This is a genomic window from Paenibacillus sp. J14, assembly GCF_000518465.1.
Lineage (GTDB): Bacteria > Bacillota > Bacilli > Paenibacillales > Paenibacillaceae > Fontibacillus > Fontibacillus barengoltzii.
Map to the genome: position 1 here is coordinate 25,609 of NZ_JADQ01000050.1, position 10,484 is coordinate 36,092.

A 10,484-nucleotide genomic window follows, 5' to 3' on the forward strand; every position below is an offset into this window, starting at 1 on the left:
CCCTAAAATCAAAAAACCTCCCGACCCGTAGCGTTATGATCGCTAGGGACGAGAGGAAATTTCCCGTGGTACCACCCTAGTTAGCATCGGACATGCTTTGTCCTAGCTCCCTTTGCACCCTTAACGCGGGCAAGACGATGATGATTTGCGCATCATAACTCCAAGGCGAGTTCATCTGCATTCCCCAACCGGCTTGCACCAAACGCCGGCTCTCTGGATGGCGGAATCCAAATTACTATTCCTCTTCAAAGTTCCACAATATAGAATTGAATTATCAATTATTATATAAAATAATGCCACATATCGTCAACGTTGGTTCCGATTCCTTGCGTTCAAAAATTTTTCATCCGTCCCCCCCTTTACAGCTTCGCCTAAAAGTGTATAATGTATTAATGTTTCCCCCAAATTAATCATATTGCTGACGAGACGTGGCTCAGCTTGGTAGAGCGCTTGCTTCGGGAGCAAGAGGTCGCAGGTTCAAATCCTGTCGTCTCGATTCTTATGACACCAATATCGCGGTCTTAGGCCGCGATTTTTTATTGCCCTTTTAAGGCTGAAAGATCATGAACCAACCTCATGCACAACCCCTGAACGGTGAAGTTACTTAAACTAACCCCATCCTCGCTTTCTAAAACAACTCTCAGAAGCTGCCCTGCATTGATCTTCTGCCAAGGAGTTGTAAATGTCGCATTTCTATGATGATTCCTGTAGTCTTCGTGCATCTTCTTCTCATCTTCATTAAAGAGGCCCTTAAGAACTTCCGGATGATCCATTTCAAAGCACACCGCAATCCGATCAAATTTTACCTGAGGGTCACACCTAAGTTCCTCAAGGTTCGAAACGGGAATTTTCTTGGCTGAATAGGTTTGAATCACGAACTTCTCAACTTCTTGAAGAGAAGAATTTGTGGATTGATTTGGGGGGAGTTTGTTCATAGAGATCGGCTCCTTAACCAGAATTCAAAAAATAAATGCTCTCCAGCGATGTTCCAAGTATACTATATGTTAAGAAGTACCCATTAGGAGGGATTCCAGTGAATATGTGGGAGAAACAAGAGAAAGATCAGCTTAAAGAGTATCAACGCAAGCCTTTCATCAATTTGGCGGATTCGATGAATCGTGCGGAAATCGGAAACTGGAACGCTTTAGCAAAAGGCGGTGTTTGGACCACCCTCGTCATCCTCGTCGGACTCCTTCTCTTCTTCTCCTTTCGATTCTAACAGCCATCGTACTGACTCTATCAGTCCCATCCTGCTTCGGCCTTCCAATTCTTCAGAAATGCTTCGGCTTTTTGCGGATCGACCTTAAGCAAGGTCCGGTACTCCAGCATTTTGCTTAGAGTGTCCAGCATTTGATCGTACTCTTTCTTTTTGTCCTCAATCTCCTTCATCTTGCTTCGGATCCATTCGATGGTTTGTTCGTTCGTGCTCGTATGGGCATCGTGCTCCTGCAGCACATCCTTCAATTCAGCCAGCGAACAGCCGATAGATTGGAATTTCTTAATCATCCTCAAGCGCTCGACATCACAAGCTTGTACAACACAGCGCAAGCAAGCCCAGCGACGCGGGAGCTTCTCGGCTGGAAACCGGTGCAACCCGGGCTGATCGCTGATCTTGAGTCAGGACACTATTTTGCATAAAAATAAGGATGCCCACTAGCCCTTCACGGCTCTTGGGACATCCCTTTTCTACGATATTTTAAGCTCCGCCTTCGTCTGGAAACGTCCTCGCTCTTTAATCGGAAGCGGCAAGCCCATCTTCTGCAGCTCGGCGTAAATCCAATCCGCGTGGTACTCATAGACGATTTCTATTCTGTACTGCTGTTCTGCGTTGCGGGTTCCTGCCTCAACGGAATCACTCCGTTCAAGATCAGCCTCGACCAGCAATTGTCGATGCTCGGCAAGCAGCTGTTGCAAAATCACCAAATGCTCATAGATGTGGCGATAGGATTCAATTTCTTTGCCGATGTGCTCCATCGATTCACTGAGATCCCGAGTCAGATGGAATTCCTCTTTGCAGAGCTGATAATATTTCTCCAGACAAGCTAGCTCCGCACGAAAACTCTTCAAATCGACGGCTTCCCGACACGAAGTAATCTGCCCATATAAGTCAGCCATTCGCTTGGCGACAGATTTACGCGCCTTTTCCAAATCCGCCTCATGTTTTGGAGGAAAGACGACCAAATTGACGATCACCGCAACAGCAATCCCAACCAAGGTGTCCGTGATCCGGTTAATCCCATAAAAAATCGGACTTTCCCCCGGCTGAAGATTTAACATAATGGCTAAAAAAACGATACAGCCGATGGATATCGACTTATTCCAATTCAACAGATTGCAGACATAGATTACGACGATGACCCCTAACGCACAATATATGGCGTTCCCAGGTTCAATCATGGCGAAGCCTGCACCCACAATCGCCCCAACAAACGTCCCCATCGTCCGATGTTTCCCGGCCGTAAAGGAGTTGGCAACTGAATTTTCCATGGAAATGATCGTGGCGATCGCAGCGTAAAAAGGATATTCCAGGCGCAATAACGCTGCAACGATCACACACAAACAGATGGCTAGCCCCGTCTTGAGATTGCGTAAACCAATCGTCCATTTCAATCTCATCACTCCCCCCAATCAAACTCCGACCGTATTATAGAGGATGTTTTTGTTTCGCTTCAATTTCATTAAACATCACAAACCAGCTATTTTTGCGATAAATCGTGACATTTTCATGAAATTTTCTTGGAAACGAGGTAAAGCAGCCAGCATAACCCATTCCAATTCAACGGTTGTAATTATTTGGATCCCCGTGTATAGTAAACATGACAAATGGATATCGATCGACACTAGGGGAGCCGCAAGGCTGAGATGAATCGCAAGATTCGGACCCTTTGAACCTGAACGGGTTAAGACCTGCGTAGGGAAGTGGAGCGTAAAGCATGTATGAACCAGAACATAAGTCTATTTAGGCTTATTCCTTCTGTTGCTGAACTAGCCCCCTCCTTGCGGAGGGGGCTTTTTTGCATTGCATATCGAACCTCAGAGGGGATGAATATGACGAGCCAAAAAATAATGCTGAACACACCCGAACTGCATCTGATCTCCATCTCTCCTATCCACGTTTCCGAACTGCTTAGGGTGTCCCTCAGCGCCCTTCCCTACCTGGATTACATCCATGTACGGGATAAGCAGCTCACGGCGAAAGGTCAGCTGGAGGTCATTCAACAGATGCTGGAAGCCGGCATTCCGCTGTCCCAAATTGTCGTGAACGATCGGCTGGACGTCGCCTTGGCTGCTCGGGCCATGAATGTCCACTTAGCCGGCCACAGTCTTCCAGTGGATGCCGCTCGTCCGTTAGCCACTGGGATGCGCTTGGGCAGGTCGGTTCATTCGGCGAAAGAAGCGATGCAAGCCGCCGCAGATGGAGCGGATTATTGCCTGTTCGGTCATGTATACGATACGTCCAGCAAACCCGGCCTTCCCGGTCGGGGGCTGGCAGCCCTGTCTGCAACGGCTCAAGCTTGCCCGGTTCCGGTGATCGCCATAGGAGGCATCCGTCCGGACCATGCGGGAGAGGTCATCCGCTGCGGCGCCCAAGGGGTTGCCGTCATGACAAGCCTGTTCCATGCACCAGACCCGGCGGAAGAGGCCCAAGCATATCGCAAGGCAATGCAGGCATCTTGGCTGGAAAGGAGGTGAACCCCGTGCTGGTTCGTTTGAATGGGAAAGAGACGACGATCAACGAAAGCTGTTTCACACTGGCCGATTTATTAGCAGAGCCCCCATGGAAGGACCGAAAGCTGTTGGTTGAACTAAACGGTACAGTTGTACGAAAGGAAGACTATGACGTGACCCCGTTATCGGATGGGGATCGTATTGAGCTAGTCCATTTTGTTGGGGGAGGTTGATCCTATGCAGGACTTATTCCATATTGGCGGCAAGGCTTTGTCCAGCCGTCTCTTTATCGGTACTGGCAAATATAACCGCAACACCTTAATTCCCGAAGTGATCGAACGTTCGGGAGCAGAAGTCATCACGGTCGCTTTAAGAAGAGTGAATCCCGATTGGGAGGAGGAAAATCTGCTGCATCATATTCCTCCACATATGACGCTGCTGCCGAACACTTCCGGTGCCCGCAACGCAGAAGAAGCAATCCGCATCGCAAGGCTGGCCAGAGCGGCGGATATGGGCAATTGGATTAAACTGGAGGTCATTCAGGATCAACGTTATCTGCTGCCAGACAACGTGGAAACCATTAAAGCAACCGAGGTACTGGCCGCAGAAGGCTTCGTAGTCCTTCCTTATATGAGCCCGGATCTATCGGCCGCGCTCCGGTTAAGGGATGCTGGAGCCGCTGCCGTCATGCCGCTCGGTTCACCGATTGGCAGCAACCGCGGCCTGCGGACGAAGGAATTGATTCAGATCCTGATCGAGGAATCAGGCCTGCCGGTGATCGTAGACGCCGGGATCGGCAAGCCGTCAGAGGCAGCGGAAGCGATGGAAATGGGCGCAGCGGCTGTCCTCTTAAATACGGCGATTGCAACCGCCCGCGATCCGCTGGGCATGGCTGAAGCGTTCCGCGCAGCCGTTATAGCCGGCAGATTAGCCCATCTGGCCGGGCTGGGACCGGTGGAGCAAAACGCGGTAGCCTCTTCCCCGCTAACCGGATTTCTGGATGAAGTGGAGGCCTAAGGGATGAGCTTCTATGACAAAATCCAATCCTGGGAAGGCTTCCCCTTTCCACAGCGGCTTCAAGGTTACAGCGATGCAGATGTAAGGCGGGCGCTTAGCAGGCCTAAGCTTGATGCGGAGGATCTGCTAGCCTTGCTGTCACCAGCGGCTGATCGACATTTGGAGGAGATGGCCCAACGGGCACAGCAGATCACCCAAAGCCAGTTCGGGAACGTAATCCAATTGTTTACCCCGATGTATGTGTCCGATTATTGTGTGAACCACTGTGAGTATTGCAGCTTTAGTTCGATCTATGATTTTCCGCGAAAAAAATTAGACATGCAAGAGGTCGAACGGGAAGCTGAAGCGATTGCGGCAACCGGGATCCGTCATATCCTGCTGTTAACCGGTGAATCCCGCAAAGATTCCCCGGTCGAATACTTAAGAGACTGCGTGAAGGTGCTGCGCAATTATTTTTCATCCATCGGCATTGAGGTGAACCCGCTGTCTGTCTCCGAATATCAGGAGCTAGCTGCGGCAGGCGTAGACAGCCTGACGGTATTCCAAGAGGTCTACCACCGGGAAACCTATGCCAAGCTCCATATCAAAGGCCCCAAGCGCAATTATCGAAATCGGCTGGATGCCCCGGAACGCGGATGTGCTGCAGGTTACCGGGCCGTGAATATCGGGGCATTACTTGGCTTGTACGATTGGAGACAGGAAGCCTTCTTTGCCGCCATGCACGCAGATTATTTGCAAACCAAGTATCCAGGTTGTGAGATCAGCTTATCGATTCCGCGCTTCCGCCCTTTTCTCGGAGATTACGAACCGGATGCCCAGGTGTCCGATCGGGCTTTGGTACAGGTGATGCTCGCCTACCGTCTCTTTCTGCCGCGGGCCGGGATCACCTTATCCAGCCGGGAGCCTGCCCGGTTACGTGACAGACTGGTTCACCTTGGGGTGACCAAGATGTCAGCTGGTGTATCCACGGCCGTTGGGGGCCACTCCCAAGGGGGCGGCACCCCGCAATTTGAAATTTCCGATGAGCGCAGCGTGGCTGAGATTCGGGAAATGCTCTATCATAACGGGCTGCAGCCCGTGTTTAAAGACTGGGATATCTTAGTCCCCATTGAAGGCTAAGGTGAACATCAATCGAGCCGGACCCTCCCTAATATCCAGGGAAATGTCCGGCTCATCTACTTATCCTATCAATGGAATAATGAAACGATCCATTCTGTCAGCGGTTTCCACATCTTTGGGTATTCCTGGTTGATCAAAGCCCTCACCTGTTCGGCCTGAACGTGGGTCAATTCGCCGTCTGGGATCGCCATTGAATAAGTTCCGCGTACAGCATCACCAATGGCGATGTGCCCGCTGGCATAACCTCCGACGGCAATCCTCGATGCGATCGCTAGGCCGCCAAAGGAATACACGCCCACGGCGAATCCGCCAAAAGCCAACACACCAACAGCGGCCCCTCCAGCTGCGATGAAACCGGCCGCAAAGCCGCCCAACGCTAGAATCAAGGCTAAGGCAATCGCAGCCAGACTTATCACCCCCGCCGCCAACACACCCAGACTTAAACCGCCAAGCGCAATGAGCCCCAGGGAGACAGCGCCGATGGAAATATTGCCGATCGCGATGATCCCTTTGGCCACGTACATCCCGCGCCCCACATTGATGTGCAGGAGCGGTACGCCAAACCAGGTTCTTTCACTTTTATATTCATAGTGATATCGATAGCGGAACATCGCCGATCCATTTGATTCCGGAGAAAGCTCCCTTTTTTCCGTTGGCACTCCCCGGACCAAATGATCCATGCTAACCTCAAACAATTCGCATAATGCGATCAGTTTATCCGTTTCCGGGTATGACTGACCCGACTCCCACTTCGAAACCGCTTGGCGTGATACGCCGATCGCTTCCGCCAGTTTTTCCTGGGACATTCCTTTTTGTCTCCGATAGTTCTGCAGCTTATCTGCAAAATCCATATTCTTCATCACCCCGCCTCCATCATAGCTGCTCCTCCGTCACCGATCGACCAAGCGAAGTTGGCAATCTGTCAACTACAGGTTGCGAATCGCTAAATACCAGCTTTATTGCTCGGGAAATAGTCGATTTTCCTAAGTATAAACGAGCCGGGAAATCGGTTCCGTGATATTTTCAGCAGCTATGGAGCACAGGAAGTTAACGGAGAGGTAACCGTCGGAACGCCAATAAAATAAGCAGCAGCATCCCGATATACCCAAACATGGGATACAGGTAGGTTAAAAGGGAAGAAAAACCAGCCTGGCTGATCACAAAGCAAGCAAGCAGGATCATCACCATGGTCATGTTTTCAGGCACCTTATAGAGGCTATGCAGCTGTCTTGTGACGCCATAGACATTGCCGATCAGGGTCGTAAATATTTCGCCATAGAGCACTAACAGAAACAGCACATGCAGAAACGGGCCGAGGTCCTGTACAATTTCCGCCATCGGAATATCGTAACCTAGCATTTCTGGCATTCGGGAGTTCAATGCGAAATGGTAGATCAGCAGCATAGAGCCAAGCCCGATACCGCCCCAGAAGCCTCCCCATTTTAAGGTACTCTCCTCTTGAATCTCACTCCCCAACGGAATTAACACAGCCTGGATAAATGCAAAATTAAGCGCAGCATACACAAATGGGCTCAGTACCCACTTGTAACTTTGCAATTGTTGCAGCTGAAAGCCGTTGATCCCAAACAGTCCTTCCGGCTCAATCGCGCGAAACGCGATCAAGCTCGTAAATAGAAGAATCATCGGCACGACCAGCACATTCACCACGACGATACCGTTCATCCCCCGTGTCATCACCAGATAGCTCAGGACGATACTCACGATGATTCCGAGCTGATAAGGCAGCTGAAGCTGCTCAGCAAAGATTGACCCGGTGCCGGACAACATGACGGCGGTAACCCCCAGCAGGATCAGCAGGGTCAGGAAGTTGGCAACCTTGCCGAACAAGGAGCCAAACAAATGATCATTAAACTCTTGGTACGAAAATGCCTGGATTCGATGGGCATAGATCATCATTTTTGTCCCTAACCACATGAACAGCAGCGTCGAAACAATAATCCCGGCAGCGCCAACCGAACCATATAGGGTAAAAAATTGCATAATCGATTGTCCCGAAGCAAAACCGGCGCCAACCACCGTACCGATGTAAGTTACGGCAATTTGAAATATTTTGACCCATCGATGCTTCATATTACCACCATCATTTCCATTTTTTGAATTGTTCCAATTTCATCCTATGTCCAAGCTTCTCCATCTATTCTTCTAAGAAAAAAAGAGGAATCTTCCGCCATCATGCAGTACATTTAGGAGGGAAGGTAATTTTAACGACACGGAGGGATCTAAGTGAAATCGTTCTATCAAAATTGGAAATTGGATCCCGAGCTTCCGATGGACATTTACCAAAGCAAGAATATTACGTTTTATCCCCATTTCCATGCTGAAATCGAGTTTATTTATGTCCGCTCCGGCGCCATTCGGATTGGGGTGAATGAAGAGATCCGCTTGCTTCGGCAAGGCGACATGGTCATCTGCGGCAGCAACGATATCCACTATTTTGACAGCCGGGAGTTGGAGTCGGAAATCATTATTCTGATCTGTAAACCGGAGTGGATTACGATGACCAAAAGCTGGCCGTCCGACTTCCGCTTCACCTCCCCCTATATTCCAGCAGGTACTCCAGGGCTTGAAACCGTAAAAACGATCTTAGACGAGCTGATCCAGGAAAAAGACGAAAAGAAACCCGGCTACCCCTTGCTGCTGAAAGCTGGAATCTTAAAGCTGTGCGGCAGCCTGCAAAGAGCGTTGGACACGCTGCCCATGGACCGCACCACGAAGGAGAAGTATGAGTCCCGCCGGGCTCGGATGCAGCAAATTTTGTCCTATATCGAGGACCATTACCGGGAGGAATTAAATGTGGAGGTGATGGCGAAGCGTTTTTCCATGGAGCCCTCCCATTTCAGCCGTTCCTTCAAAGCTGCCATCGGCATGAATTTTAAAACTTACCTCAACACAGTTCGCGTCCTCAGCGCGGAGCATCAGCTGTTGACCAGCGAACTCAGCATTATGGAAATCGCTCTTGAGTGCGGCTTCAGCAGCATTCGCACGTTTAACCGCGTGTTTAAGGAGCTGCGGGGCTATGTCCCATCCAGCCTGCGTCCCTCACGATAGTCGAACGGCAATGCAGGGAATGGGAAAACGCATATTTTGTCCAGATATACGCATAAACTGGCGAGAGATTGCAAGGAAATCTAATTATAATGGGTTTGAAAAAGTTAAATTTTAAAAACTTTGACTATACCCGCGAAACGGAGGAATTCGATGAACCCGCTGCGAGTTGGAATGATCGGTTATAAGTTTATGGGCAAAGCCCACAGCAACGCCTACCGGGCGCTGCCGATGTTTTTCCCTGACGCCTTAAAGCCGGAGATGGCTGTATTATGCGGCCGGAACGAAAAAGCGGTGCAAGAGGCAGCAAATCAGCTGGGATGGCGCGAAACGACGACGGATTGGCGAGAGCTCGTCGCCAGAGACGATATCGACCTGATCGACATCAATGCCCCCAGCGACGCCCATAAGGAAATCGCGTTGGCGGCAGCGAAGGCAGGTAAGCATATTTTTTGCGAGAAACCGTTAGCGCTTACATTGCAGGATGCCCGGGAGATGCTGGCTGCGGCTGAAGCCGCAGGCGTCGCTCATATGGTCGGCTTCAACTACCGTTTCTCGCCGGCCGTCCGGTTAGCGAAGGAGCTGGTACAGAGCGGCCGACTCGGACGGATCTACCATTTCCGGGCCTGGTTCCTGCAGGATTGGGTCATGGATCCGTCCTTCCCGCTGGTTTGGCGGCTGCAGAAGGATATTGCTGGATCAGGGTCCCATGGCGATTTAGGGGCGCATCTGATCGATCTCGCTCACTATCTGGTTGGGGACATCCAGGAAGTGATTGGCATGAGCGAGACGTTTATTAAGGAACGGCCGCTCGCGGAGAATATGACCGGTCTTAGCGCCAAGAGCAGCGCCGATGCGCCGAAGGGACCAGTCACGGTCGATGACGCTACGCTGTTCCTGGCCCGCTTCACTAACGGTGCATTAGGCAGCTTTGAGGCCACGCGGTTTGCCGCGGGTCATCGTTCGACGAATGCGTTTGAAATCAACGGCAGCTTGGGCAGCGTAAGATTCGACTTCGAGCGGATGAATGAGCTTGAGGTATACTTCACCTCCGACGATGCTGATGTCCAAGGCTTCCGGCGTGTGCTCGCTACCGATCCGGTTCACGCTTATGCCGATGCTTGGTGGCCGCCAGGGCACACGATCGGGTTCGAACATACGTTTACGCACGAGGTGCTGGAGCTGACTTCGGCCATTCGGGAAGGCCGTCAGCCGGTGCCAAGCTTCCGTGAAGGCGTGCAATGCCAGGCTGTGCTGGAAGCGGTAGAACGCTCGATTGAAGATCGGCGCTGGGTCGCAATTTCTGAAATGTGATGGACACGTTACTCTAGCTAAGATGAACGTAAACAAAAGACAGCCCTCCAAATTGCTACATCTCGTAGGTTAAAATGGATAGTGTAGTATAAACCAAACCATTTCAGAGCTACATAGCAAAGGAGAGCTGATACTATGCAGTCTACCACAAAATTCGTCGGTTTAGATGTATCCAAAGAAAAAATTTCGGTTGCAATTGCAGATGTGAGCGGGGAAGCTCCACGCTATTACGGGAGCATTCCCCACACACCGGCAGCGTTACGCAAGCTTATCAAAGAGCTGGGACCGGCCGAAACGCT

Annotated in this window: 12 protein-coding genes, 1 tRNA gene, 1 riboswitch and 1 other annotated feature; of the genes, 8 read left to right on the forward strand and 5 right to left on the reverse strand. The window is 50.7% G+C overall.

Annotated features, from left to right (window positions below; all coding sequences use genetic code 11):
• Nucleotides 1–41: 41 nt before the first annotated feature.
• Nucleotides 42–258, reverse strand: a binding site (T-box leader).
• 164 nt (nucleotides 259–422) lie between these two features.
• A tRNA-Pro gene (locus tag M891_RS0117245) sits at nucleotides 423–496 on the forward strand.
• A 40-nt stretch (nucleotides 497–536) separates the two neighbouring features.
• On the opposite strand, the gene M891_RS0117250 is transcribed toward M891_RS0117245, so the two are convergent.
• Nucleotides 537–935 (reverse strand): hypothetical protein, encoded by a 399-nt coding sequence (locus tag M891_RS0117250; protein ID WP_028539704.1) that lies wholly within the window; start codon nucleotides 933–935, stop codon nucleotides 537–539.
• Nucleotides 936–1,033: 98 nt separating this feature from the next.
• Here M891_RS0117250 and M891_RS0117255 point away from each other — a divergent pair, with 98 nt between their 5' ends.
• On the forward strand, nucleotides 1,034–1,219 hold the full coding sequence (locus M891_RS0117255) for a hypothetical protein (RefSeq protein ID WP_198032045.1): 186 nt from the start codon (nucleotides 1,034–1,036) through the stop codon (nucleotides 1,217–1,219).
• A gap of 20 nt (nucleotides 1,220–1,239) precedes the next feature.
• Here the strand turns inward: M891_RS0117255 and M891_RS24110 are convergent, their stop codons facing one another.
• Both M891_RS24110 and M891_RS24715 read right to left on the reverse strand, forming a co-directional pair.
• Complete coding sequence (locus tag M891_RS24110; RefSeq protein WP_084628916.1) at nucleotides 1,240–1,506, reverse strand: MerR family DNA-binding protein; 267 nt, start codon at nucleotides 1,504–1,506, stop codon at nucleotides 1,240–1,242.
• Between the two features lie 180 nt (nucleotides 1,507–1,686).
• Nucleotides 1,687–2,616, reverse strand: a complete 930-nt coding sequence (locus M891_RS24715; protein ID WP_232228368.1) for an FUSC family protein — start codon at nucleotides 2,614–2,616, stop codon at nucleotides 1,687–1,689.
• Nucleotides 2,617–2,832: 216 nt separating this feature from the next.
• A riboswitch (TPP riboswitch) is annotated at nucleotides 2,833–2,935 on the forward strand.
• A gap of 113 nt (nucleotides 2,936–3,048) precedes the next feature.
• Between M891_RS24715 and M891_RS0117270 the strand changes: the two genes are divergently transcribed.
• The 4 genes from M891_RS0117270 to thiH are packed head-to-tail and all read left to right on the forward strand — an operon-like array spanning nucleotide 3,049 to nucleotide 5,805.
• Nucleotides 3,049–3,693 carry a thiamine phosphate synthase gene (locus M891_RS0117270; protein WP_028539707.1) on the forward strand — a complete coding sequence of 215 codons (645 nt, stop codon included), beginning with the start codon at nucleotides 3,049–3,051 and terminating at the stop codon, nucleotides 3,691–3,693.
• Between the two features lie 5 nt (nucleotides 3,694–3,698).
• The gene (gene thiS, locus M891_RS0117275; protein ID WP_028539708.1) at nucleotides 3,699–3,902 is read left to right on the forward strand and encodes a sulfur carrier protein ThiS; all 204 of its coding nucleotides are present in this window, start codon (nucleotides 3,699–3,701) and stop codon (nucleotides 3,900–3,902) included.
• A gap of 4 nt (nucleotides 3,903–3,906) precedes the next feature.
• On the forward strand, nucleotides 3,907–4,686 hold the full coding sequence (locus tag M891_RS0117280) for a thiazole synthase (RefSeq protein WP_016311404.1): 780 nt from the start codon (nucleotides 3,907–3,909) through the stop codon (nucleotides 4,684–4,686).
• Between the two features lie 3 nt (nucleotides 4,687–4,689).
• The gene (gene thiH / locus M891_RS0117285) at nucleotides 4,690–5,805 is read left to right on the forward strand and encodes a 2-iminoacetate synthase ThiH (RefSeq protein WP_028539709.1); all 1,116 of its coding nucleotides are present in this window, start codon (nucleotides 4,690–4,692) and stop codon (nucleotides 5,803–5,805) included.
• Between the two features lie 68 nt (nucleotides 5,806–5,873).
• Here the strand turns inward: thiH and M891_RS0117290 are convergent, their stop codons facing one another.
• Nucleotides 5,874–6,665, reverse strand: coding sequence for a helix-turn-helix domain-containing protein (locus M891_RS0117290; RefSeq protein WP_198032046.1), 792 nt, complete (start codon nucleotides 6,663–6,665; stop codon nucleotides 5,874–5,876).
• A 187-nt stretch (nucleotides 6,666–6,852) separates the two neighbouring features.
• Nucleotides 6,853–7,896 (reverse strand): YkvI family membrane protein, encoded by a 1,044-nt coding sequence (locus tag M891_RS0117295; RefSeq protein WP_028539711.1) that lies wholly within the window; start codon nucleotides 7,894–7,896, stop codon nucleotides 6,853–6,855.
• Between the two features lie 153 nt (nucleotides 7,897–8,049).
• Between M891_RS0117295 and M891_RS0117300 the strand changes: the two genes are divergently transcribed.
• Nucleotides 8,050–8,874: an AraC family transcriptional regulator gene (locus M891_RS0117300; protein ID WP_028539712.1), complete on the forward strand. Its 825-nt coding sequence runs from the start codon at nucleotides 8,050–8,052 to the stop codon at nucleotides 8,872–8,874.
• 150 nt (nucleotides 8,875–9,024) lie between these two features.
• Entirely contained in the window at nucleotides 9,025–10,185 is a 1,161-nt protein-coding gene (locus tag M891_RS0117305; protein ID WP_028539713.1) for a Gfo/Idh/MocA family protein, read from the forward strand.
• The last annotated feature ends 299 nt before the right edge of the window (nucleotides 10,186–10,484 follow it).

Bases quoted from the DNA above. Each gene is read 5' to 3' on its own strand.
- M891_RS0117305 (WP_028539713.1), top strand. From the start codon at position 9,025: ATGAACCCGCTGCGAGTTGGAATGATCGGTTATAAGTTTATGGGCAAA.
- M891_RS0117280 (WP_016311404.1), top strand. From the start codon at position 3,907: ATGCAGGACTTATTCCATATTGGCGGCAAGGCTTTGTCCAGCCGTCTC.
- M891_RS0117250 (WP_028539704.1), bottom strand. From the start codon at position 935: ATGAACAAACTCCCCCCAAATCAATCCACAAATTCTTCTCTTCAAGAA.
- M891_RS0117295 (WP_028539711.1), bottom strand. From the start codon at position 7,896: ATGAAGCATCGATGGGTCAAAATATTTCAAATTGCCGTAACTTACATC.
- M891_RS0117290 (WP_198032046.1), bottom strand. From the start codon at position 6,665: ATGAAGAATATGGATTTTGCAGATAAGCTGCAGAACTATCGGAGACAA.
- M891_RS24110 (WP_084628916.1), bottom strand. From the start codon at position 1,506: ATGATTAAGAAATTCCAATCTATCGGCTGTTCGCTGGCTGAATTGAAG.
- M891_RS24715 (WP_232228368.1), bottom strand. From the start codon at position 2,616: ATGAGATTGAAATGGACGATTGGTTTACGCAATCTCAAGACGGGGCTA.
- thiH (WP_028539709.1), top strand. From the start codon at position 4,690: ATGAGCTTCTATGACAAAATCCAATCCTGGGAAGGCTTCCCCTTTCCA.
- M891_RS0117270 (WP_028539707.1), top strand. From the start codon at position 3,049: ATGACGAGCCAAAAAATAATGCTGAACACACCCGAACTGCATCTGATC.